This is a genomic window from Undibacterium sp. Ji22W (assembly GCF_049340305.1).
Classification (GTDB): domain Bacteria; phylum Pseudomonadota; class Gammaproteobacteria; order Burkholderiales; family Burkholderiaceae_D; genus Undibacterium.
The window spans coordinates 95,675-119,598 of sequence record NZ_JBMPOU010000004.1 but is presented as its reverse complement, the minus strand read 5'-3'; the positions used below and the strand labels follow the sequence as shown (position 1 = coordinate 119,598).

The 23,924-nt window shown below is 45.4% G+C and carries 25 protein-coding genes, 2 tRNA genes and 1 riboswitch; of the genes, 9 read left to right on the top strand and 18 right to left on the bottom strand.

Annotated features, from left to right (window positions below):
- Positions 1 to 442: 442 nt before the first annotated feature.
- From ACO0KW_RS18130 to ccoS, 6 genes are all read left to right on the top strand, one after another.
- Positions 443 to 1,450, top strand: a complete 1,008-nt coding sequence (locus ACO0KW_RS18130; RefSeq protein WP_423054774.1) for an RluA family pseudouridine synthase — start codon at positions 443 to 445, stop codon at positions 1,448 to 1,450.
- 106 nt (positions 1,451 to 1,556) lie between these two features.
- Entirely contained in the window at positions 1,557 to 2,216 is a 660-nt protein-coding gene (locus ACO0KW_RS18125) for an HAD-IIIA family hydrolase (RefSeq protein WP_423054773.1), read from the top strand.
- Positions 2,217 to 2,299: 83 nt separating this feature from the next.
- On the top strand, positions 2,300 to 2,692 hold the full coding sequence (locus ACO0KW_RS18120) for a Rieske (2Fe-2S) protein (protein ID WP_423054772.1): 393 nt from the start codon (positions 2,300 to 2,302) through the stop codon (positions 2,690 to 2,692).
- A gap of 482 nt (positions 2,693 to 3,174) precedes the next feature.
- Complete coding sequence (locus tag ACO0KW_RS18115; RefSeq protein ID WP_423054771.1) at positions 3,175 to 3,423, top strand: heavy metal translocating P-type ATPase metal-binding domain-containing protein; 249 nt, start codon at positions 3,175 to 3,177, stop codon at positions 3,421 to 3,423.
- Complete coding sequence (locus tag ACO0KW_RS18110; RefSeq protein ID WP_423054770.1) at positions 3,420 to 5,711, top strand: heavy metal translocating P-type ATPase; 2,292 nt, start codon at positions 3,420 to 3,422, stop codon at positions 5,709 to 5,711. The genes ACO0KW_RS18115 and ACO0KW_RS18110 overlap by 4 nt, the downstream gene beginning before the upstream one ends.
- 19 nt (positions 5,712 to 5,730) lie before the next feature.
- On the top strand, positions 5,731 to 5,874 hold the full coding sequence (gene ccoS / locus ACO0KW_RS18105) for a cbb3-type cytochrome oxidase assembly protein CcoS (RefSeq protein WP_423054769.1): 144 nt from the start codon (positions 5,731 to 5,733) through the stop codon (positions 5,872 to 5,874).
- 23 nt (positions 5,875 to 5,897) lie between these two features.
- Here the strand turns inward: ccoS and mnmH are convergent, their stop codons facing one another.
- Both mnmH and ACO0KW_RS18095 read right to left on the bottom strand, forming a co-directional pair.
- Positions 5,898 to 6,959: a tRNA 2-selenouridine(34) synthase MnmH gene (mnmH, locus tag ACO0KW_RS18100; protein ID WP_423054768.1), complete on the bottom strand. Its 1,062-nt coding sequence runs from the start codon at positions 6,957 to 6,959 to the stop codon at positions 5,898 to 5,900.
- Positions 6,956 to 7,585, bottom strand: a complete 630-nt coding sequence (locus tag ACO0KW_RS18095) for an arylesterase (RefSeq protein ID WP_423054767.1) — start codon at positions 7,583 to 7,585, stop codon at positions 6,956 to 6,958. The genes mnmH and ACO0KW_RS18095 overlap by 4 nt, the downstream gene beginning before the upstream one ends.
- 24 nt (positions 7,586 to 7,609) lie before the next feature.
- On the opposite strand from ACO0KW_RS18095, the gene ACO0KW_RS18090 reads away from it, so the two are divergent.
- The gene (locus tag ACO0KW_RS18090; RefSeq protein WP_423054766.1) at positions 7,610 to 8,296 is read left to right on the top strand and encodes an ABC transporter ATP-binding protein; all 687 of its coding nucleotides are present in this window, start codon (positions 7,610 to 7,612) and stop codon (positions 8,294 to 8,296) included.
- A gap of 88 nt (positions 8,297 to 8,384) precedes the next feature.
- Here the strand turns inward: ACO0KW_RS18090 and ACO0KW_RS18085 are convergent, their stop codons facing one another.
- The 16 genes from ACO0KW_RS18085 to fumC form a co-directional block, all read right to left on the bottom strand.
- Entirely contained in the window at positions 8,385 to 9,224 is an 840-nt protein-coding gene (locus tag ACO0KW_RS18085; RefSeq protein ID WP_423054765.1) for a hypothetical protein, read from the bottom strand.
- Between the two features lie 14 nt (positions 9,225 to 9,238).
- A complete protein-coding gene (locus ACO0KW_RS18080; RefSeq protein WP_423054764.1) occupies positions 9,239 to 9,808 on the bottom strand; it encodes a DUF4337 domain-containing protein in 570 nt (189 codons plus the stop codon).
- Between the two features lie 8 nt (positions 9,809 to 9,816).
- Positions 9,817 to 10,299, bottom strand: a complete 483-nt coding sequence (locus tag ACO0KW_RS18075) for a dihydrofolate reductase (protein WP_423054763.1) — start codon at positions 10,297 to 10,299, stop codon at positions 9,817 to 9,819.
- A gap of 11 nt (positions 10,300 to 10,310) precedes the next feature.
- Positions 10,311 to 11,105, bottom strand: a complete 795-nt coding sequence (locus tag ACO0KW_RS18070; RefSeq protein WP_423054762.1) for a thymidylate synthase — start codon at positions 11,103 to 11,105, stop codon at positions 10,311 to 10,313.
- 119 nt (positions 11,106 to 11,224) lie between these two features.
- Positions 11,225 to 12,832 carry a sensor histidine kinase gene (locus ACO0KW_RS18065; protein ID WP_423054761.1) on the bottom strand — a complete coding sequence of 536 codons (1,608 nt, stop codon included), beginning with the start codon at positions 12,830 to 12,832 and terminating at the stop codon, positions 11,225 to 11,227.
- Positions 12,833 to 13,109: 277 nt separating this feature from the next.
- On the bottom strand, positions 13,110 to 13,448 hold the full coding sequence (gene fdx, locus ACO0KW_RS18060) for an ISC system 2Fe-2S type ferredoxin (RefSeq protein WP_423054760.1): 339 nt from the start codon (positions 13,446 to 13,448) through the stop codon (positions 13,110 to 13,112).
- 20 nt (positions 13,449 to 13,468) lie between these two features.
- Entirely contained in the window at positions 13,469 to 15,334 is a 1,866-nt protein-coding gene (gene hscA / locus ACO0KW_RS18055) for a Fe-S protein assembly chaperone HscA (RefSeq protein ID WP_423054759.1), read from the bottom strand.
- A 112-nt stretch (positions 15,335 to 15,446) separates the two neighbouring features.
- A complete protein-coding gene (gene hscB, locus ACO0KW_RS18050) occupies positions 15,447 to 15,950 on the bottom strand; it encodes a Fe-S protein assembly co-chaperone HscB (RefSeq protein ID WP_423054990.1) in 504 nt (167 codons plus the stop codon).
- A 23-nt stretch (positions 15,951 to 15,973) separates the two neighbouring features.
- Positions 15,974 to 16,297: an iron-sulfur cluster assembly protein IscA gene (iscA, locus tag ACO0KW_RS18045; RefSeq protein ID WP_186889176.1), complete on the bottom strand. Its 324-nt coding sequence runs from the start codon at positions 16,295 to 16,297 to the stop codon at positions 15,974 to 15,976.
- A gap of 49 nt (positions 16,298 to 16,346) precedes the next feature.
- A complete protein-coding gene (gene iscU, locus ACO0KW_RS18040; RefSeq protein WP_186923096.1) occupies positions 16,347 to 16,733 on the bottom strand; it encodes a Fe-S cluster assembly scaffold IscU in 387 nt (128 codons plus the stop codon).
- A gap of 25 nt (positions 16,734 to 16,758) precedes the next feature.
- On the bottom strand, positions 16,759 to 17,976 hold the full coding sequence (locus ACO0KW_RS18035; RefSeq protein ID WP_423054989.1) for an IscS subfamily cysteine desulfurase: 1,218 nt from the start codon (positions 17,974 to 17,976) through the stop codon (positions 16,759 to 16,761).
- Positions 17,977 to 18,057: 81 nt separating this feature from the next.
- Positions 18,058 to 18,540 carry a Fe-S cluster assembly transcriptional regulator IscR gene (gene iscR, locus ACO0KW_RS18030; protein WP_186889179.1) on the bottom strand — a complete coding sequence of 161 codons (483 nt, stop codon included), beginning with the start codon at positions 18,538 to 18,540 and terminating at the stop codon, positions 18,058 to 18,060.
- A gap of 186 nt (positions 18,541 to 18,726) precedes the next feature.
- Positions 18,727 to 20,853: a TonB-dependent siderophore receptor gene (locus ACO0KW_RS18025; RefSeq protein WP_423054758.1), complete on the bottom strand. Its 2,127-nt coding sequence runs from the start codon at positions 20,851 to 20,853 to the stop codon at positions 18,727 to 18,729.
- Between the two features lie 57 nt (positions 20,854 to 20,910).
- Positions 20,911 to 21,011: riboswitch (TPP riboswitch) on the bottom strand.
- A 106-nt stretch (positions 21,012 to 21,117) separates the two neighbouring features.
- A tRNA-Asn gene (locus tag ACO0KW_RS18020) sits at positions 21,118 to 21,193 on the bottom strand.
- Between the two features lie 64 nt (positions 21,194 to 21,257).
- A tRNA-Asn gene (locus tag ACO0KW_RS18015) sits at positions 21,258 to 21,333 on the bottom strand.
- A gap of 174 nt (positions 21,334 to 21,507) precedes the next feature.
- A complete protein-coding gene (gene fumC, locus ACO0KW_RS18010) occupies positions 21,508 to 22,902 on the bottom strand; it encodes a class II fumarate hydratase (RefSeq protein WP_423054757.1) in 1,395 nt (464 codons plus the stop codon).
- Between the two features lie 188 nt (positions 22,903 to 23,090).
- On the opposite strand from fumC, the gene ACO0KW_RS18005 reads away from it, so the two are divergent.
- Together ACO0KW_RS18005 and ACO0KW_RS18000 are read left to right on the top strand one after the other, a co-directional pair.
- The gene (locus ACO0KW_RS18005) at positions 23,091 to 23,249 is read left to right on the top strand and encodes a DUF3309 domain-containing protein (RefSeq protein WP_423054756.1); all 159 of its coding nucleotides are present in this window, start codon (positions 23,091 to 23,093) and stop codon (positions 23,247 to 23,249) included.
- Between the two features lie 89 nt (positions 23,250 to 23,338).
- Positions 23,339 to 23,911, top strand: coding sequence for a hypothetical protein (locus ACO0KW_RS18000; protein ID WP_423054755.1), 573 nt, complete (start codon positions 23,339 to 23,341; stop codon positions 23,909 to 23,911).
- The last annotated feature ends 13 nt before the right edge of the window (positions 23,912 to 23,924 follow it).

The following is a 23,924-nucleotide window of genomic DNA, read 5'->3' as shown; positions in this document are numbered from 1 at the left end:
CTCCGAGTATTCTGGCTTGCATTTCGCCATCCTTAGACGCGAAACAGAGATACATCAAGCTAATAATTATTCAGGCGATGCGCAACTTACTAAAATAAATAGTGTCAAAACGTTGGCAGTTCAATTTAACTACATCACGTATGACGAAATCGACCGGTATTTGTAAAACCATCAACCGGCAAGCCAACGAATTTATGTCAATTCGCATCTCTTGCCAGACTTATCCTTATATTTCAAACTTTCTGATCCAAATCGCTTTGCATGAGTCCGATTGCCACAATTGGTTGCAACCTTGACCTGCAAAAAACGATGTGCATACACATCTTTTCTATCGAATTTGCAAAATGGCGAGGCCGATAGACACGCCCCTGTGTAGAATAGTCGTCTTTCTTACACATGCTGAAGCTTTGTTAGCTCTAGCCTCAGGGATTATATATTCAAAATGAAGGACTTAGCGATAAATATGGGTGGAAACTCTCAAAAACCATCCAAAATAGCTGAAGGGCAGACCGCCTCGCAAACTTTTGCACAAGTGCAACTCATTACGATCACTGAAGAGGATGCAGGTCAGCGAATCGATAACTTTTTGTTGCGTATCTGCAAAGGCGTGCCAAAAAGCCATGTCTATCGGATTCTTCGATCGGGAGAGGTGCGTGTAAATAAGGGACGCATTGATCAGTTGTATCGCCTAAAAGAGGGCGATGTTGTACGAATTCCGCCGACACGAATAGCTGAGAAAGATTCGACGCATGTTCCCGGCGCGGAGTTTGCGATAGTGTTTGAAGATAGTCATTTGTTAATTATCGATAAACCGGCCGGCGTTGCTGTACATGGTGGGTCTGGCGTCAGCTTTGGTGTTATCGAGCAATTGCGTGCCTCTCGTCCTGATGCGAAGTTTCTAGAATTGGTGCATAGACTAGATCGAGAAACTTCAGGAATATTGTTGTTAGCAAAGAAACGTTCCGCTTTAGTTAATTTGCATGAGCAAATGCGTGATGGCGAAACGGACAAACGTTACCTGACTTTGATAGCGGGTGATTGGAAAAATCAAAGGCAACACATTAAATTGCCTCTGCACAAATACACGACGGCCGACGGCGAGCGCCGTGTGCGTGTGCAAGCCGATGGGATGGAATCCCACACGGTATTTAGCCTGAAGAAAAAATATACCGATTTCGCATTGCTGGAAGCGGAACTAAAAACCGGTCGTACCCATCAGATCCGCGTGCACTTATCATCCAGTGGCTTTGCGATTGCAGGCGATGATAAATACGGTGACTTTGCCTTAAATCGCGCTTTGTTAAAAGCGACTGATAGTCGTGGTGCATTAAAACGCATGTTCCTGCATGCGCATCAAATTACCTTTACGCACCCGGAAACAGGTAAGCAAATGACTTTGAATGCACCATTGCCAAAAGAATGTGAGAAATTTTTGCAAAGCCTGACGTAAAGTGAACTAGTTACACGCAGTCAAAAATCTCTAAGAGCAATTAAGAATAGCTAGGAATAGCTGAAAAAAAAGATCGATGATTTGCAGATACAAACAATAGGGAAATATGGCAAAAAAGTTATTTGATTTTATTGTGTTTGATTGGGATGGGACTTTGATGGATAGTACCGTCACCATCGTGAAATGCATACAAGCTGCGGCGAGAGACTTGCAACTGCCAGTTCCTGATGATGTGGCAGCTGCCCACGTGATTGGACTGGCCTTGGCCGATGCAATGCAAGCCGTCCTGCCGGATGTCGACCCTAAGTTTTATCCTAAAATGGTAGAGCGTTATCGCTACCATTATTTAGTCCGTGACCATGAGTTGCCCTTGTTTCCTGGTGTGAGGGAAATGTTGACTGACCTAGCACACCAAGGATATTTTCTGGCCGTTGCGACGGGTAAGAGTCGTGTTGGTCTGAATCGTGCGATGAATAGCGTGAATGTGTTGTCAATGTTTGATGCAACCCGTTGTGCCGATGAAACTTTTTCCAAGCCACACCCGGCCATGTTGCAAGAATTGACCCGTGAATTAGGACAAGATATGCAGCGAACCTTGATGATCGGCGACACCACGCATGATCTGTTAATGGCAGCGAATGCCGGCGCATCAGCTGTAGCGGTTGAGTATGGCGCACATGATGCAAACTTATTGGCGACTGTGCCGACCTTATATTCTGCAAAAAAAGTTGCGGACTTGCATCAGTGGCTAAGTGAAAATGCATGAGAGTACTGGCCTTGACCTGTGGCGCTTAATGCAAAAAATTGGCTTGCAGCAGGCGAATAGAAAACGATTTGGGAATTTGATTTATGGCGGAAATCTTTATTTGTAATTCAAGCGAATTGGAAGAGGGTGGTAAGGGCATCCGTTTCCCTTTGCTCGCGGGTAGTGATGAGGCAACTGGGTTTGTAGTTCGTTATGATGGAGGTGCGCATGGCTACTTGAACCGATGCGCCCATGTGCCGGTTGAGCTGGATTGGTCCCCAGGTGAATTTTTCGAAGGCAGTGGTTTGTACATTATGTGCGCAACCCACGGCGCGATTTATGTTCCAGAAACCGGTCATTGCACAGGCGGACCGTGCCGCGGAGGACGCTTGCGCAAAATACAAATCACGGAAGTGGATGGAAAGATTTGCTGGCAACCTGATGATTACTTGACTGCTAAACCAGAGCTCAAAACAGAAAAGTCTATGGAAGCATAAAAGCTTTAATGTTTGTTTTTATTTTGTTTGGCCTTATTTTGTCTTATTTGGCTTTAATTTCTTTAATCTTACAAATCATTTAGATAGTTAAAATTTTCTTTTCATTGCACGCTGGGTCGTCTATATTGAAGCCGTAACTGGTTCAAACGAGGAGGTCAATATACATAAATATTTTTGTATTTCAGACGAATGGCATTTGAGCTCCGGTGTGGTACTTTTACCGGTTATGTATGAAGTAGAAAGTCATTTTTGTACGTTGAGTACTATTTATACGAAGAAATCATCGAGTGAATCTTCCTCGGTTTAGAGGCTTCTAATAAGCCCCAATATGATAAAAACGATGGCTGACCGCCATCGTTTTTCATTTTGACTTGCAAACAATAGTGTTGTTGGTTTTATTGAATTTGCTTGCGTCAAATCAAGAAAAAAACTGCGTTGTCCGTTATCATGCGAGGAACAATGGTAAGGAAATTCGGTTTCTTATGCAAATAGCGCTTTCTCAATTTTATGGTACACATCTGTCGCGTTTTTTTAAGCGTGAGAAATGTCTGTGTTTTCATTGCGGCGAAAGTATGCGTAAAGATGCTGCGTTGATGGCGACTTTCCAACAAGTGCAGCAACCAGTTTGTTGTCATGGTTGCCTAGCCGTACTTAATGCGATTGAGCAAAATGGCTTGATCGAAGACTATTTGCAAGCTAAACAATTAAACGAAAGCACGATCTTCGAATGACGACTGCCAGTGCGCAGCCACCTGCAGGCGAATCTACTGTAACAAGCAAACAGTTGCAAACTGAATTGCTCAGTGTGGCTGGCATTCGTTGTGCAGCTTGTGTTCAGTTGATTGAATTCAGAGTGACACAATTATCCGGCGTTGAATCTTTCCGGATCAATCCGATTTCGCAAAAAGCCCAATTAAGTTGGCGCTCTGAGCAACTGAGTCTAAAACAAATTATTCAAGCCATCGTCGATCTTGGATACGCTGCATTTCCCGCGAATCAATCTTTAAGTGAATATCAGGCCAAAGAAAAGAAAGTGGCGCTGTGGCGATTATTTGTGGCCGGTTTTGCGATGATGCAGGTCATGATGTACGCCTTTCCTGCTTATTTAGTTCCCGTACCGGAAATCGATGGAGATCTCAGTCCCGATTTGGATCGTCTATTAAAAATCGCTAGTTTGATTATCACGCTTCCCGTAATAGGCTTTTCCGCTATTCCCTTCTTTCGTGGTGCTTTGCGTGATTTGAAACATCACACCGTGGGGATGGATGTTCCGGTTTCGGTGGGTATTCTGTTGACCTTTTTGGCCAGCTGCTGGGCAACATTTTTTGGCGGCGCGGTCTATTTTGATTCCGCCATCATGTTCGTTTTTCTGTTGTTGAGCGCTCGCTTCATCGAAGAGAACGTGAAACGAAGGACTTCCGCAGCACTAGCAGTGCTTACGCAAATTCACCCTAGCGTGGCGCAGAAAATTGTGGCCTATCCTTCCCTAGAGCAAGTGCAAAGGTGCCGTGCTGATGAAATTAATATTGGCGATTATTTATTAGTGCCAGCGGGTGAGCAAATTCCATGTGACGGACGAGTCATCGACGGACAAAGTGAATGTGATGAAGCCTTAATGACAGGTGAAGCGAAACCAGTCAGTAAAAAAGCGGACGATCTATTGATTGCGGGGTCAATTAATTTGCATAGTGCGTTGGTGATGCAGGCAGATCAAGTGGGTAATCAGACACAATTAGCGAGTCTGATTGCGATGATGGAGTCGGCAACGTTGGAAAAACCTAGGTTACTTGCTTTGGCAGATAAGCACGCCAGCCGGTTTCTATTTGCGATTTTAGTGATTGCGGTAATGTCGGGGATCGCCTGGAGTTTTATCGATCCGAGCCGCGCATTGTGGATCGCCATCAGCGTGGTTGTGGTGACTTGTCCCTGTGCATTGTCATTGGCGACGCCTGGCGTGATGTCGGCAGCGATCGGGCAATTAGCTAAATTCGGGATGTTGGTGACCAAAGGAAGCGCAATAGAAAATCTAGCGAATTTGACGCACGTGGTTTTCGATAAAACCGGTACGCTTACTTTTGGAAAATTAAAAGTCGTGCGCTCCGTTTATTTATATGACGAAATTTTTTCTACATCACAGCAACAAGATGTCGCAGCATTGTTAGCAAGCATGTCATTGCATCCCGCATCAAAAGCGATCGCCGACGATTTTCTGAAACAGCAATTGACTCCGCTAGTTTCTCGTTCAGGTTTAAAAGTTGAAGCTAGCCATGAACAAGCAGGTGCAGGGATCGCTGCAAAGTTGAACGGCGTATGGTTTCGACTTGGCAAGCTCGATTATGTGCAAGAAATAATTAAGGATGCAAACCAACGCGTATGGCAGATTCCCGATGAGTATCGTGGGCAGTCCGTTTCTGTTCTCGGAAATCAATTTTGTATTTTGGCATATTTTGTGATGGAAGATTGCTTGCGAGACGAGGCAATTGCCTGTGTGACCGAATTACAAAAGCAATCAAAGAAAGTGATTTTATTGTCCGGTGATCGAAGGGAAGTCGTGACTGCGATTGCCATGCAATGTGGCATCACTGACTTTCAGGCAGAACTTAGCCCAGCACAAAAGTACGAATATATTTTGCAACTACAGCGACAAGGTGCTGTAGTTGCTATGGTGGGTGATGGAATGAATGATGGACCGGCCTTATCCTTAGCGCAAGTATCGGTAGCGATGGGGCAGGGAGCACCGATTTCTCAAACCCGCAGCGATTGCTTGTTAATGTCTAATCGGCTTAGTGATTTTAATTTTAGTGTCCAATTGGCGGCGAAAGCTTATCGTTTAATTCGGCAAAATTTAGCTTGGTCATTGCTTTACAATGTGATCGCAGTACCTGCAGCAGTGCTAGGCTATCTTGAGCCTTGGCATGCCGCACTCGGCATGTCACTGAGTTCTTTATTCGTCGTTGTAAATGGCCTGCGTTTGCTTGGCCTTAAGCCCGTTGATCACGATGTGATGCGTTCCGCTTAATCTTTAGCTCAAAAAAATTATGGATATTTTGTACTTGTTGGTTCCGCTCAGCGTCATCTTAGTTTTTGCGATCGGTATCGTATTCTGGTGGGCATTAAATCACCGACAATTTGAGGAGCTTGATGAGATTGGGCAAAGCATTATTGACGACAAGGATAGTTAAATCGATTCTTGTGCTTAGAAGACTTAACTTCCTTGGATAATTTGTACCGCGAGATCTGCATATGAGGTATCCGATTTATCTTTTATCGCATAAATCTTCGCTTGCTCCACTTGTTCGAAATTTCGCGCTATCGCTTTTTGATAAGCTGGGTCATAATGTTTGAGAAGTAATTGTTTTACCAATTCCTCGAACTGTTTGGATTCCGCGAGTTCGTTCCAAATCCGAATTTGTTCTTTGCCGTGTAGGTCAATCAGACATGCCAATTGGGTTTTGAGAAGCGCGACGTCTTCGATGAAATGTTGGTAGTCATCGCTAAGTAAACCAACCCGCTCATTCAAAGGCAATTCTAGTTTGATGCAAGACGAGGCGCGCATCTTTTCCATCATTGCGTCCGGCACCCGCAAATTGCCGACTTTTTTGCTTTCTGCTTCGACATAAATAGGTTTGCTGAAGTCGAAACGACTGAGATGGCGCCAGATTTCTGTTTCAAAAAATTTCTGGGATGGCTGTCCGTTATCCGGCAATTTCCCAAGTACTGAGCCACGATGATGTGCCAACTCTTCGAGGTCAATGACTTGTTCGCCTGCGACTTGTAAATGTTGTAGTAATCGACTTTTTCCAGTGCCAGTTTCTCCGCACAATACGACCCAATGCGCTTGTGCTGCCAATTCTGGTAGTTGCTGATTTACGAAGCGGCGAAACCCTTTATAGCCGCCATCAAGTTGCATCGCGTGCCATCCGATTTTTGACATGACATGCGTCATGGCGCCACTGCGATTCCCTCCGCGCCAGCAATAAATCAAAGGCTTCCAATCTTTGGGCTTATCTAGAAATAACTGTTCAATATGCTTACCAATGTTTTTTGCGACTAAAGCAGCGCCAATTTTTTTTGCTTCAAATGGGCTAACTTGCTTATAGATCGTGCCGACTTTGATTCTTTCTTCATTGTCCAAAACTGGGCAATTAATGGCGCCCGGGATGTGATCTTCTGCAAACTCGGCAGGGCTACGCGCATCGATAATGCAATCAAACCCAGATGAATTTGTATAAGCTTCGGCAAAACTAACCAATCGGGATGCGCTCATTTTTTCAGTAATTTCTGTAATGGATCCCAGACGTTTTCCATCATGGTCGGGTGTGCTTCTGCAGTTAGATGAATACGGTCAGGTTGGAATAGCGCTGGCTTGTCAGCAACACCTTTGAGGAAAAATGGCACTAAGGCTGATTTAGTTTCTTTTGCCAATTTGGCATACATGGAGAAGAATTTATCGGTATATGCTCTGCCATAATTCGGTGGAATTTGCATCGCCACCAGTAATGGTTTCGCTTTGCTGGTTTGAATCATTTTTAACATATCGCGAAAATTTTGTTCTGATGCATCCAAATCCAAACCACGCAAAGCATCATTGCCACCTAGCTCGACAATAACGATATCTGGTCGGTGAATTTCGAGTAGAGCGCTTAAGCGAGCCTTACCTCCGCTACTAGTTTCTCCACTAATACTGGCATTGATCACGCGCGCTGCAATTTTTTTTGTCAGCAGTCGTTGTTCTAATAGCGCCACCCAACCCGTGCCGCGCGCGAGTCCATATTCCGCGGATAAACTATCACCAAGCACAAGTATGGTTTTTGGTGCAGAATGCGCATTACTCGATAGCACAAACAATAATAGTGCGACAAAAAGTGCGCTGAAGATGTTCAGTGATTTCATAAATTTTAAACGCATAAATTCAACATGAGCCTTTCTGATCAAAGCAATATTCCTGCAATACACGTAAAAAACCTGAGCAAGCGTGTCGCTGATGCGACGGGCGAACTAACTATTCTACATAATATCGAGTTTTCTGTTGAAGCGGGTGAGACTCTCGCAATTGTTGGCGCATCAGGCTCTGGAAAATCTACTTTGCTAGGTATTTTGGCTGGCCTCGACACGCCAACATCAGGAACCGTGGAGTTGGGCGGCGTCGATATTTTCGCTTTAGATGAAGACGGTCGGGCTTTATTACGTAAGAATCAGTTAGGCTTTGTGTTCCAGTCATTTCAATTATTAATGCATCTCAACGCTTTGGAAAATGTCATGTTGCCATTGGAATTACGCGGTGATAAGGAGGCGAAAAGCAAAGCGGAACAGATGTTAGCGAAAGTTGGTTTGTCCAGTCGCCTGAAACATTATCCAAAATATTTGTCGGGGGGCGAGCAGCAACGGGTCGCCTTGGCGCGCGCCTTTGTCACGGAGCCGCCGCTATTATTTGCCGACGAACCTACCGGTAGTCTGGATGCTGCGACGGGTGAGTCGGTGATTCAATTAGTGTTTGAATTAAATCGCGAGCGCGGTTCGAGTCTGGTGCTGGTCACACATGATCTATCGATTGCTGCCCGTTGTGGTCGTACGATTTCTATTGCGGCAGGCCGATTGATTTAAGACCTTCAAAATGAGTCCAAAGTGATGTCGGACTGATGGTAAATGCAGGAATAAGATAATGGCTCATCGCCAGAATGAGGCATTATCTTTAGAAACGATAAGTCGCGATCGAAAATACGGTTACCGGTGTGCGTTGTGTGAAGAAAGGATTGTTCACGGGAGAATTGAGCGAGTGACGTGCGCTGACACCGGTCGACAAGGACCAATTGGTATCAACGTTCCAGTTCCAGCTACTTCCTACACGTAACTCAGTTCGATTTAACTGATTGTTGAGCGATAAATAATTCTGTGATTGTTGCCAATCGAGTGTACTGAAAGGGTTCTTCGACACGCTGGACAGATTGCTCCAGTTGACGCTAAATACTGCGGTCAAATTGTGGCGCTTTCCAAAGACCTTATTAGCCTTTGCGCTGACGCTAAGTTGCGTACCACGTTCATACCCAGTGCCATAACGAATCGACGATCCCAACGAGTAAGTCGGATTAATACGATAATTAATGAAGGCTGAAGTCGAAAAGTCTGTGCCTGACAATTGATTTTTGCCTGCGCCGATTTGGGCAAGTTCAAAAGGATCACGCTTGCGATCAAGACTAAAATCCAGACCGTAGTCTAATTTATCTGATTTCGAAAAATGCAGAGTCGTTGAATTAGATTGATTCAGGAATAAACCTCGGGATGAGCCACGTTTACCTTGTTTACTCGGTGGACTATAGCCAAACTCAAGTGGTGAACTCATCGATAGCTCTTGTGTGCTGTGAATACTTGCAATACCACCAAAGCTGTTCCTGTCAGTTTGTGACAGAGAATATGTTGGATAGACTTGGGAAGCTATGGCAGAAGATTGATTCCAACGGAAATCTTGCGCGTGCACAGTCGAATGAACTGCACTTAATGCGCACAAGATCGTCAAGCAAGCAATCTTCTTCATAGTGTTAACTTTCCTTAAATATGCATCCAAGCTAAAGCTGCAATACCCACACCGGCGGTTGCAACAGCATAAGAAGCATACTCTAGCCATTTCTTTTTAGTCAATAAGGCAATCGCTGCTAAGGAGATTGCAATCTGCACTGCCGTCATCGCCTGTGCCCAGCGATGGTGCTGATGCAGGGATGCTTCTGACGATTTTTCTAATTCTACTACCTGAAGCTCCAAAGCTTCAGCTTCTTTTTTGATTTGTTCTTTTTCTGTCTTATAACGAGCAACTTCAGATTTATATTTTTCTACATCGCTACCTGGAATAATCATGGCAAGTTCGGCCAGATTTTGCTTGCTCGATTTAGCTTGGTAATAGCTCCAACGATCCGACGCTTCGGTTTTCTTGATTGCAGCACTATTTTTATGCATTGCCGCTTCGTTTTGCGTAGCGCCACCTTCATAGCCTAGCAAAGCGCCTACCGTAGCCATGATGGCAGTCATTACGGCAATTTTGCTAGAAAATTCATCGTTGCTATGCGCTGCATGTTCGATCTCATGATCGTGTGGACCATGTACATGGAAACCGTGACCTGACATTTGATATCCTATTTTCTTGTGTATGTAACAATTGCGTAGTGTAGCTGATTAGTTGCGCTAATAAGGCTCTCTCGTCGGCTTTCTTGCCAGATATTTTTATCAATAGCTGGAAAAAAGGCATCACATTCAAATTCATCTTGAATTTCAGTGACGATCAATTTTTGTGCTAAATGCATGGCCTGATCGTAGATTTGTGCGCCGCCTATCACAAAGGTTTCCAGGTCTTTAATCGAACTCAAGGCCGCTTCAATCGAAGTATGGCAACTCACATTGTCGTGCTGCCATTCCGCATTCCGACTAATCACGATATTGTGGCGATTAGGCAAAGCTCGTCCTATAGAGTCAAAAGTTTTTCTACCCATAATGATGGTATGACCAGAGGTGGTGCGCTTGAAATGCGCCAAGTCTTCCGGTAGATGCCAAGGCAATTGGTTTTTGATGCCAATGCCATTTTTTTTGTCGGTGGCGACAATAATGCTTAAATTGGTCATGAAATTACTATTTATACGGCAACAGGAGCTTTGATATGGGGATGAAACTCGTAATTTTCAATCTCAAAATCTTCAAATTTGTAATCAAAAATTGAAGCTGGTTTGCGCAAAATATTGAGCTTAGGTAGGGCATACGGCTCACGTGATAATTGCTCTTTGACTTGTTCCAAATGATTGCTGTACAAGTGGCAATCGCCACCGGTCCAAATAAAGTCACCCACTTCCAGGTTGGTTTGCTGCGCCACCATGTGGGTCAACAGAGCGTAAGACGCGATATTGAAGGGAACTCCCAGAAAGATATCCGCGCTGCGTTGGTATAACTGGCAGGAAAGACGTCCCTCAGCGACATAAAATTGAAAAAAAGCATGGCATGGTGGTAGCTTCATATTCGGAATTTCGGCGACGTTCCAAGCCGATACTATCAAACGGCGAGAATCAGGATTCGTTTTGATCTGTTCGATTAATTGCGCAATCTGATCAATATGCCCACCATCAGGTAAAGGCCAACTACGCCATTGCGAGCCATAGACGGGGCCAAGATCACCATTTTCATCTGCCCAATCATCCCAAATTGAGACGCCATTGTCCTTTAAATAAGCGATATTTGTGGAGCCCGCTAAGAACCAAATTAATTCATGAATGATTGATTTTAAGTGGAGTTTTTTGGTTGTAACCAAAGGGAAACCCTTACTTAAATCAAAGCGCATTTGGTAGCCAAAAACGGAGAGAGTGCCCGTACCAGTACGGTCGGTTTTGACATGGCCATGATCTTGTACATGGCGCATGAAGTCGAGATATTCTTGCATTTTTCGAAGCTTTGGAAAGTGATGTTCTGGGTGTCGAATTGATTTGACCAATGTGCATACTACCTTGCCATTAGTCGCGGCAAGGCATGTAAGCATATGCGGGCTACAGTATAGCAGCCTTAGACGTCGATAATTTGTCCGACATGTTCTGGATTTCCAGGTGCGATGAGCGGAATTGACATTTCAAAGCGTGCGCCGTGATTCGGTTCGCTAGTGACTTTGATTTCTCCGCCTAGAACATTAGTGATAATGTTGAATGTAATGCTCAACCCAAGACCGCTACCGCCTTTGCCAAATTTGGTAGTGAAGAATGGCTCAAAAATACGCTTGATAATGTTGGGAGGAATACCTTTCCCCGAGTCTTCAAACACAATTAACACGTGGTCTTCCTGGCGTCTTGCCATGCATCGCATGACACCTTGACTCATACCATCTAAGCCATGCACGACGGCATTATTCACTAAGTTGCTAAACACCTGTCCCAATGGGCCTGGATAGCTATCAAGTTCAATATCGTCTGGAATATCAAGTTCCAAATTGAATGGCGTTTTGCGTAAGCTTGAATGTAGCAAGGCTGCTAACTCCTGAAATACCACCATCAAGGTAAACTTCCTGCGCTGGGCGCTCGATTGGTCAACGGCAACCTGTTTGAAGTCACCAACCAATTGCGCTGCTTGCTGCAAGCCGCGCATCAATAACTTGCTTGATTCTGTTGCAGCTTCGACATAATGGGACAGTTCAGAACGTCGCATCGTGCCTTCAGTCATGGCTTTGCTGATTTGACGCGTTTCATCGCTCAAAGTACTGGCTACAAGCAGGCAGTTTCCAAGGGGTGTATTCAATTCATGGGCGACACCTGCAACCATAGAGCCTAATGCCGCCATCCGTTCAATTCGAGCCAATTCATTTTGGGCGCTATTGACGCTCGCAAGAGCCGCTTCTAAATGATGATTTGCATTTTCTAATTCTTGGGTGCGCTGGCGTACTTTTGATTCTAGAGTGCCTGAGTACTCAAGTAACTGTTGGTTCTTAATTTCAAGTTCATTAAATGATCGCTGTAAGGCTTGCCGAGTGGCCTCCAGACTGACAGCAAGATGACCAATTTCATCTTTGCGGTCAAATGAAATGACTTCATTCAATTCGCCGTTGGCGAGTAAATCAGATTTCTCAATGAGATCTTTAATCGGGCGTACTAATCGCCATTGCAACACAATATAAATACAAATTACCGACAATAGGAATGAAGTTGCCGTGACCAAAATCGCGCGATAGAAGTTGGAATTAATTTCAGCCTGCATAATCTCTTCAGTAAAGGTGAGTTGCACTTCACCGATGATCTGTTCACCATGCGAGATTGACCGAGTTTGCGTTCTGAATTTGCCTTGCTGCGTATTTTTACGTGAATTCGTAATAAAGGTTTTTTTATCAGGTAAGGTAATGACGTGAATTTCTGAAACATTTGGATTTGAAAAAACCACTTCACTTGAATTTTTCGCGATTTCAGGCGTAATTTGCCATACCGGCTCACTTAAAATAACGGCGAGAATTGCCGCTGAACGCAAGTGGTCATCTTCGAGTTTTTTTAAGCTATCGGCTGATATGGTTCGTAGCTGAATAGGAATCAGAACGATGGATGTAACAAGCAAACCAAAAAAAACCGCAAGGACAACGGCGAGGCGTAATGTGATGCGACTGAAAATAGAGGCAATCAAAGACGGCGTCTTCATTACTTATGCTCCTTCTTCTTTTTGCACTGGCACAGTAGCATACGTCGTCTTTCGTTGCACAAGCGTCCGGTCGTAACTTGAACAAAAACTTGTGTTAGTTGTAGGAAGGCGGTGTCGATCTTCGTTTATACAAAGCAATTATTTCTGATGGTAAAAGGTTTTAACAATTTGCACAAGTAACAGTGTTGAACTTGTGCAAATTCTATTCTGGGAGAGGGTAAAAACAGACATATTCATGCACAATCATTTAATTATGTGAATATTTATTAATTCAAACCTAGTGATTTTCACGTGCATGATTAATCGTGTACTTGGGAATTTCAATGGTAATGTCTTGCTCACCGAGCTTTACTTGGCACGACAGACGCGAAGTCGCTTCTAGACCCCAGGCGGCGTCGAGTAAATCTTCTTCGTCATCACTTGATTCATTTAAAGAGTTAAATCCCTGACGAATCACAACGTGGCAAGTGGTGCAGGCACAGGACATTTCGCATGCGTGTTCAATTTCGACATTGTTTTCGACCAGAGCTTCGCATAAGGATTTTCCTTCTTCAACTTTGATTGTTTTGCCAGTAGGACAGAGTTGAGCGTGCGGCAGGATAGTAATGATAGGCATGATGTTCTTTATCGTGAAAATTATTCAAACTCGTTCAGGTTTTTTCCCGCGAGTGCACTGCGTACGCTTTGATCCATGCGGCGTGCAGCAAATTCTTCGGTGCCATCCGCAAGTGCGGTGATCGCGGCCTTAATCGCGTCATGATCGTTGCCTTGCTTGCTTAGATGTAGACTTTCAATCAGCGCTTCTATTTGTTGTAATTCATCTGAGCTTAATAATTGTTTATCGCCCGCCAATGCGGATGCTATTGCTAATAGCAAACGATCCGCTTCGACTTGTTCTTCGCGTAAGGCTCGGGCTTGCATATCGCCGTCTGAAGAACTGAAAGAGTCTTGCAACATGCGTGCAATTTCATCATCTGCGAGACCATAAGAAGGTTTAACGACGATAGATGATTCCACACCCGAACGCATTTCACGTGCAGAAACTGATAGCAAACCATCGGCATCGACTTGATAAGTGATACGTATACGTGCAGCGCCAGCAGCCATAGGTGGAATGCCGCGCAATTCAAATTTAGCCAAAGAACGGCAGTCGCTGACTAACTCGCGTTCGCCTTGCACGACATGAATTGCTAAAGCAGTTTGACCATCTTTGAAAGTAGTAAATTCTTGCGCACGTGCGCACGGGATCGTGGAATTGCGTGGTATGACTTTTTCGGAGAGTCCACCCATAGTCTCAATACCCAAAGACAGCGGAATCACGTCCAATAGCAACCAGTCGTCACCAGCGGCACGATTGCCTGCTAATAAATTCGCTTGAATTGCAGCACCGAGTGCGACGACTTTATCAGGGTCGATATTTGCTAGCGGGGTGGTCTGGAAAAACTCACCGACTGCTTTACGTACATGTGGCATGCGTGTTGCGCCACCAACCAAAACGACGCCATCAATATCATCTACCGTTAATTTCGCATCGCGCAAAACCTTGCGGCATGGCGTAATGGTCTTGATGACCAGGTTTTCTGTAATTTCAGTAAAAATGCTCTTGGTAATCTGCAGATGCACGACGTCGCCATTCGTGAGTTTGGCGTCGATATAAGTTGAAGCCTGAGTCGATAAAATTTCTTTCGCTTCACGGGCCTTTACCATTAATACGCTGGTATCTGCATCGTTTAATAAAGATAGACCGGCTTCCTGCAAAATCCAGCAGAACAGGCGATGGTCAAAGTCATCACCGCCGAGTGCCGAATCACCGCCGGTTGACAAAACCTCGAACACGCCTTTGCTCATCCGCAAAATTGAAATGTCGAAAGTGCCGCCGCCTAAATCGTAGACTGCATACACCCCCTCAGAGCCATTGTCTAGACCGTAAGCAATCGCTGCAGCGGTTGGCTCGTTTAACAAGCGCAGTACATTTAAACCAGCCAGTTTTGCTGCATCTTTAGTCGCCTGACGTTGTGCGTCATCGAAGTAAGCTGGAACGGTAATTACGGCACCAACCAAATCGTCGCCCAGTGCGTCTTCTGCTTGCTGGCGTAAAGTCGCGAGAATTTGTGCAGACACTTCAACCGGGCTTTTAATGCCAGCGACAGTTTTCAATTGCACCATGCCAGGTTCATCGTGAAAATCATAAGGCAGATTTTCAGCATGGGCGATATCTTTCAAACCTCGCCCCATAAAACGCTTGACGGAAACGATGGTGTTCTTAGGATCTTTCGTTTGTTCTGCCTGCGCTTTAAAGCCGATATGTGCATGGCCGTTCGGTAAATATCTGACCACCGATGGTAATAATGAGCGGCCTTCCTCATCATTGAGAATTTCAGGAATACTATTGCGCACTGTGGCAACTAAGGAATTGGTCGTTCCCAAATCAATGCCAACCGCTAAGCGATGTTGGTGTGGGGCAGTGGACATGCCAGGTTCTGAAATTTGCAGTAATGCCATAATCTTGTCGTGAGGATGACGCTGGGCGTCGTCAGTTATTATTTGTCGGTGTCAATTGAGCTGAAGCTTGCGAAAAATCACAAAGACTCACAAGAAACCAGCGATCAATTACTTAATCATCAAATGCAGCAATATCGGCCAGAAATTTTTCTAAAAATAAACAGGCTCGAATGTCTTGCGCAGCTGCTGGAAAGTCACCGCTAGCTATCGCAGTACCGGCCTTTGCGGTTTGTGCTTTTAATCTTGCTTGCACTTCCTTTTCTAGCTGCATCATGGCAGCCATGTCATGGCTGTGCCGCGCATCATCAAAGGCTTCGCGCCATTCCATCTGCTGCATTAAAAAACTCGCAGGCATGCTGGTGTTTGATTCCGTTTGCAAATCAACACCATTCAAATGACACAGGTAAGTCGCACGTTTGAGCGGGTCTTTTAAGGTTTGAAAGGCTTCGTTGGCTTGTGTTGCCCACTGCATGGCGACGCGCTTTTCTGCATCGCCCGCTTGTACAAATTTGTCTGGATGCACGCGAGATTGCACTTCGCGATATGCGGTATCGAGCTGCGCACGATCAAGCTCGAATTGCATGGGCAAATGAAATAAAGCGAAGTGATTCTGCATCGTCATGGTCGGGCTGCCTGAGATTAAATCCGGAAGCTCTCGCCACAGCCGCACTCGTCTTTGACGTTGGGGTTGTAGAACTTAAAGCCCTCGTTTAAGCCTTCACGTGCGAAGTCCAGTTCTGTGCCATCAATGTAAGGCAAACTTTTCGGATCGACGAACACTTTCACACCATGGGTTTCGAAGATTTGATCTTCGTTACCGACTTCGTCTACATATTCCAATTTGTACGCCATGCCAGAGCAACCCGTGGTACGAACACCGAAGCGCAAGCCTATGCCTTTACCGCGACGCTCCATATAACGGATGACGTGTTTTGCTGCTTTTTCTGTCAGAGTAATCGCCATGATCTATCCAAATTGCGCAAATGCTGCGCGAAAAATAAGTTGAATAAAATTATTCAGCGCTATGCTTGTTTTTGTAATCGAGTACAGCCGCTTTGATCGCATCTTCTGCCAAAATTGAGCAGTGAATTTTGACCGGTGGTAACGCCAATTCTTCAGCGATTTCTGTGTTTTTGATGCTCATAGCTTGGTCTAAAGTTTTACCTTTAACCCACTCGGTCACCAAAGAAGAAGAGGCGATTGCAGAGCCGCAGCCATACGTTTTAAACTTGGCATCTTGAATCACGCCATCTGCGCCAACTTTGATCTGCAATTTCATTACGTCGCCGCAAGCAGGTGCACCGACCATGCCAGTGCCGACAGTGTCATCACCTTTTTCAAACGCGCCAACGTTGCGTGGATTCTCGTAGTGATCCAATACTTTTTCTGAATATGCCATGATTTTTCCTTCTTAAATTGTTTAATTAGTGTGCTGCCCACTGAATTGTGGAGATATCTATGCCGTCTTTGTACATATCCCACAACGGCGACAATTCGCGCAATTTGCCGACTTTGGATTTCAATAGTTCTATCGTGAAATCAATGTCTTCTTCCGTCGTAAAGCGACCGATGGTAAAGCGAATCGAGCTGTGCGCTAATTCATCGCTGCGACCCAAAGCGCGTAAAACGTAGGAAGGTTCCAAACTGGCAGACGTGCAAGCTGAGCCTGAGGATACAGCGATGTCTTTAATTGCCATGATCAGTGATTCGCCTTCAACATAGTTGAAACTGACGTTCAAATTATGCGGAACGCGGTGTTCCATGTCACCATTGATGTAAGTTTCTTCGATTTCGCTCAAACCTTTAGATAAACGATCACGCATGGCGCGAACGTGTGCTAATTCGCTAGTCATTTCTTCTTTGGCGATGCGGAAGGCTTCGCCCATGCCAGCGATTTGATGCGGAGCTAATGTGCCAGAACGCAAACCGCGCTCATGACCGCCACCGTGCATTTGCGCTTCTAAACGAACGCGTGGTTTGCGACGTACATACAAAGCACCCACGCCTTTTGGACCGTAGGATTTATGGGCAGAGAAGGAGACTAAATCGACCTTCACTTTTTCTAGATCAATCTCGACTTTACCAGTTGCTTGTGCGGCGTCTGAGTGGAAAATGATGCCTTTTTCTCGACACAATTCACCGATCTCAGCGATCGGTTGAATCACACCAATTTCGTTATTTACCCACATTACAGATACCAAAATCGTATCAGGACGGATTGCTTCTTTTAATTGCTCGATTGTGATCAAGCCATTGTCTTGTGGCTGCAAGTAAGTCGCTTCAAATCCTTGACGCTCTAATTCACGTACGGTGTCTAGCACTGCCTTGTGTTCAGTTTTGACTGTAATGATGTGCTTACCTTTGCCTTTGTAAAACTGCGCAGCACCTTTTAATGCGAGGTTATTACTTTCGGTCGCACCAGAGGTCCAGATGATTTCACGAGAATCTGCATTTACCAAAGCAGCAACGTGACCGCGTGCCGCTTCGACTGCTGCTTCTGCATCCCAGCCATAGGCGTGACTGCGTGACGCTGGATTGCCATATTGCGCGCGTAAATAAGGAATCATTACGTCGGCTACGCGCGGATCAACTGGGGTTGTCGCTGAGTAATCCATGTAAATAGGAAAATGCGGCGCTTTCAGCGTGTCGATCAAAGCTTTTGTCAATGGTACTGATACGTGAGTAGGTGCGTTAGTTGCGGCAGTCATTCAAAACTCCAAATTTTAGGAAATAGTGCGTTCGGCGTGTCCGTGACGAACGATAACAATAGGTTTATCTTGGGCTTTTTGTTTTTGTTGGTTGACCAAGTCTTGCAAAGAAACTGAGTCTAAATAATCGACCATCTTGGCGTTCAGGGTTGCCCACAAATCATGCGTCATGCAGTGAATACCATTATCATGATCACTGCCATGGCAATTGCCTTTGCTGCCGCATTGGGTGGCATCCAGTGGTTCATCGACTGCGATAATAATGTCTGCTACCGTCACATTTTGCGCTTTGCGGGCGAGATTATAACCACCGCCTGGGCCACGCACGGATTCGACGATTTCATGGCGACGCAGTTTGCCGAATAATTGTTCCAGATACGACAAGGAAATATCCTGGCGTTGGCTAATGCCTGCCAGCGTCACCGGTCCATTGTCTTGACGTAAGGCAAGATCGATCATGGCTGTAACAGCAAATCGGCCTTTAGTGGTTAGACGCATGAGTCAATACTCCAAACTTATTTAGTGATGCTTGGCAAAAGTCATGAATAAACTTTAATCCCGAGCATTTGACTCAAGTATAGCAAACTTGAGTAATCTTGTCAGGTACTGCCTGATTTTGCAGAAATGGGAAGTGTGGGGGGCGTAGAGGCGAACTTGCTTGTTCGCCTCTATAAGAAATACTGTTTAGAAGTCGAATTGTCCCGATATTTTATAAGTGCGCGGTGCGCCTGGGAATAAATAGCCGCCCAAACTTTGCGTTACATCACGCCAGTAGAATTTATTAAAAACATTGTTGATATCGAAGCGGAAAGTACTGACGACGCCATTGAGCTGTGTCGTATAGCGTGTGCCAAGATTGACGACGTTATATCCAGGCACGGTGACTTTATTGTCTGGACTAAACGACTTGCTGCCTGAGTATTGCCACGATGCGGTCAAGTGCGCGCCATTTAAGATGCTTGGTGCGTAATCTGTGTACACCGTGGATTTGAAGTTTGGCACATTGGTCACGCGTTTGCCTTCAATTGTCGGGTCACCTGTATTATTTTGACGCGCGTTGATTGCGGTGGCGCTGGCGCCGAGTGTCCACTCCTTGCCTAAGTTACCTTGAGCGGATAATTCCAACCCGCGATGTTCGGCTTCGCCTGCGCTCACATAGAAATTGGTCGCGTTGGTATATTCCAATGGCTTGGTGATGCGGAAGAGTGCGCCAGAAACATTGAAGTCTCTGTTTAGTGCGGCTTTGAAGCCGATTTCCACTTGCTTGGATTTGCCTGCATCGAGCATGCGGTTTTCATTCTTGGTACCAAATGGCGCTACGCCGCCGTGTTCCAAGCCTTCGCTGGCGCTGACATAGGTGCTGATGGCATTGTCAAGTTTAAATACCAATGCCAGGTTCGGCAGATTGTAGCTTTGTTCAAATTCGGGGCTGCCTGCTTGCATGCGGTCTACCTTCAGATGGCGCAAGCCGACATGTAGGTCGAGTTGCTTGCTTAAACTAATAATGTCTTGTACGAAGATTGAAGTTTCTTTGTCAGTACGGCGCAAAGAGACCGGTCCTGTCTTCATACTTGATGGCGATACTGCGACTGGGCGAAATAAACTGCTACTGCCAGCGTAGTCGTACACATAGTCACCAAAGTAATCGCGGCGTTGAGAGTTGCTCAAGCCTATAGCTAGTTTATGTTGCACATCGCCAGTGTTGAATTTGCCATTGAGTAGGGCTTGTGCGCCACGCAATGATTTAGACTCGTTCAGACTGCGATAATCGTACACATCGTAATCGCCATTGGCGCAATAGCCTGGATATAGATCTTGCGCGCCACATCCATACGGAAATGCGGTGTAATCATCGCGTTTGAATTCGTGATTGTTGCTGGAGATGGTTGCTGTCCAATTGCTGTCTAGTTGATATTCAAAGCGCAGGCCAATATTGCGATTAGTAGTGTCAACTGGCTTCACCCATTTTTGATCGTTCAGCATCAAATCGGCAGAGATGCCGCGTGGCAGATCGGTGCCATTAAATAATTGAAATCCCGGTACTGATAATTGCGATTTGTGTTGATGATCGAGATCGATCTGGAATAAAGCTTGCGGGCTGATTTGCCAGTCAAATGCAGCGGATACGAATTGGCGTTCACCGTCGGCACCTTTGACGTAGGAGCGTAATTTTTCACCCGCCGCATTGATGCGATAACCGAATTGTTTGTCTTCAGATTTGCCGCCTAGATCGAGTGCGCCATACAAAGTGCCGCGTTCGCTAGCTTCCAAAGTGATGGCGCGCATTGCGGTATTGGTGGGGCGTTTTGTTACATAATTTAAAATGCCGCCAGGCGTCGTAAAGCCAGCTTGAAGCCCGCTGATACCTTTTAAGATTTCCAAACGTTCTTTGTTTTCTAAAGGGATGGAGGCATCGCCCGGAATCGCAAAGCCATCTTTGCGGTAACTTGATGCATTGTCGAGTGTGAAGCCGCGAATGGAAAATTGTTCTGCGTAGCCGATGGCGTTGTAGGCCTCATTCACACTAGCATCGAATTTCATCGCGTCCGTGGTCTGGCGAATTCGCAAGTCTTGCAATTGATTTGCCGAAAAAACAGTGATGGAAAGCGGCGTGTCTTGCAGGGCATTTTCGATAAAGCCGCCGACTTTACTTGTTTCAGTTTTTCCGGTGCGGCTACCGCTGATGACGACTTCTTGCAACGCTTGTTCCTTGCTTTGGGCGTAAGCTGCGGTGGACGCGGTAAATGCTTGCGCAATCGCGATGACAACTAAACTTAAGCGGAAACAGGTGCGAAAACTTGGATTTGACATGATGTGTTCTTTTACTTGGTTAAGTCTGGACGAGCCAAGCAAAAGAGGGCGGATGAGCAGAGTCATCTTGCGCTTCCCTTCGCTGGCATTATCCAGATCAGGTTCAAGGGACTATCTCACCCGTGCAAAAAATGTGCACAGGACCCCTAGCGAAGGAGAGACTTTAACATAAAACCGCTTTGAACGTTTTTTAAGGGGGGCGGTGATCGCACGATGATTGCGCTGAAATGAAAAAAGCCTTGTATCGCTACAAGGCTTTTTATTTGGCTCCTCGACCTGGACTCGAACCAGGGACCTGCGGATTAACAGTCCGTCGCTCTACCAACTGAGCTATCAAGGAATAGAAGGTTCGCTTCTAAACTTTTATTGCACTACATCTCTATTTCTAGAGCTACAAAATTCTGTGGCTCCTCGACCTGGACTCGAACCAGGGACCTGCGGATTAACAGTCCGTCGCTCTACCAACTGAGCTATCAAGGAACAGAGACAAACATTATAGGGAGCTTTCCTAAACTTGTCAAAAGTTTTTGCTGTAAATAGTCTTTTTTTTCCGGGATTTTTGCCGTGTTATTGAAGTTAATTTAAACGCAAATGCTTTGCTGGCGGGCTTTTCCGGCAATCACCTTTCATTTTTCTAAGCGGGAAAATTTTGACTCAAGCATGGGCGGCCAGCATTAATTGTGGGTCAACCCACCTGTCAAAGTCGGTTTCAGTGACAAACCTTAAGATCGTCGCTGCTTCTCGTAAAGAGCAATCGTGACTGTGTGCATATTTTGCGATTTGTGCTGCCTTGTCGTAACCAATATGTGGAGTGAGTGCCGTCACGAGCATGAGCGAATTGTTGAGTAATGCATTGATACGTTCTGATTTTGCTTGAATGTTAATCAAGCAATGCTCAGTAAAACTATTCATGACATCGCTGAGTAGGCGTGAGCTATCTAAGGTATCAAGTGCAATTAGTGGTTTATAGACATTGAGCTCAAAATGACCTTGGCTCGCGGCAAAACCAATCGCAACATCATGTCCTAGTACTTGAGCGCAAACCATGCTGAGCGCTTCGATTTGTGTTGGGTTTACTTTACCTGGCATGATAGAACTACCAGGCTCATTTTCTGGCAATTGCAATTCACCCAAACCTGCACGTGGGCCGCTCGCCATTAAGCGTATGTCGTTTCCGATTTTAGTTAGTGTGATCGCTAGCATTTTCAGGGCGCCATGAAAAGCAACAATCGCCTCATGTCCTGCCATTGCAGCGAATAGGTTGTTGGCCGGAGCGAAGGGCAGCGAGAATTTTTCTGCTAATAATTGCGCGACTCTGGCTCCAAATTTAGGATGGGTGTTCAATCCAGTCCCCACTGCAGTGCCACCAATTGCTAACGAATAGATGGCAGGCAATGCTTGAAACAAGGTGTTTTTACACAAGTCGATTTGCGCTGCGTAGCCACTGAATTCTTGCCCTAAGGTGATGGGGGTTGCGTCTTGCAAATGAGTGCGACCTATTTTGATGACGTCTCGGAAATCGTCAGATTTTTTTTGCAAATGTTGGTGTAAATATTCTAGCGCTGGAATCAATTTATGTTTGGTTTGAAGTGCGATCGCAATATGCATGGCAGAGGGAAAGACATCATTTGAAGACTGACCCAAATTGACTTCGTCATTCGGATGTATTTTCTCCACATCGGCATCTTCTTTTTGTAGTGAAGTGCTTGCGAGGTGGGCGACTACTTCATTGACGTTCATATTGCTTTGCGTGCCAGATCCGGTTTGCCAAACAGAGAGCGGAAACTCTTGATTATGCTGACCATTTGCGACTTCTAGTGCGGCTGCCGCAATCGCCTTTGATCGATGCAAAGAAATGCGTTGTACATCGTGATTGACACACGCTGCGGCCCATTTGATGGCAGCTAATGCATGGACGATTTCCAGAGGCATGCGTTGTTCACCGATGGCAAAAAAATGCAAACTACGTGCGGTCTGTGCACCCCATAAGACATGGCTGGGCACGTCAATTTCTCCAAAGCTATCGGTCTCAGTACGAGTTGTTTGCATGCGAACACCTTTGATTGAAGATGAGGGTTGAAGGAAGTGTGACTTGATGCCAGCAGGATACGTCGATTTGGCGCTAAGTTCAGCCAATCATTTATTTGTATGAATTTCCAGTGTGTGCTGGCGAACGGATGTTTTGCTGATTTTTGGTTCTAATGTAGCTCACCGTTCTTTTTTTGAGGGAAATCACCATGAGTATTGCTACTATTTTGTTAATTGTTTTGATCATTATGTTGATCGGTGCATTTCCACGGTGGCCACATAGCCGCGGATGGGGTTATGGACCTAGTGGCGGACTGGGATTAGTTTTTGTCATTTTGTTGATCTTACTGTTAATGGGGCGAATTTAGTCATTCCTATTTTGCTCAATCGCAAATTTCTGTGACTAATCAATTGTCGTTGTTCGATGAAGTTTTGGATTTAACTAAGGTAATTATTTATGTCACACATCATTGCTGGATTCGTGCAGCAACAGGACCAAGTCGTCAAACTCATGTTGGCATTGCAGAGCGCCAAATTCGATGAAAAACACATTAGCTCGTTTTATGTAAATCCGCCTGGACAACATGACATATTGCCTCAAGGAGGTGATCGGTTTGACTCTCCAGGAACGAAAGACGTGCTGACGGGAGTTGCGATTGGCGCTAGTGGAGGTAGTCTGCTTGGCGCTGCCCTCGGCGTTGTTGCGATCCCCATCGGAGGCCCTTTTGCGCCTGTACTTGGCGCTGCTGCAGGCGCTCATATCGGTTCTTTGATTGGCAGTGTGTCCGAAATGAAGGATAAAGGCGAGATTGAGGTTGGTGGTGAGAATGTTTTAAGACAGCGCAAGACTGGGATGATGGTTGCCGTTAGCGTTAGGGATGCGAGTGAGGAAGTCGAGGCCATTCATATTTTTAATACTTTTGGTGCTGTCGATATTGAAAGTAGCGCTGGAAAGATTGTAGATGGCGATTGGCACGATTTCGACCCTCTGACTACGCCACATTTAGTCTTTCAAACATCTCTTCAATAAATCTGGATCGAAC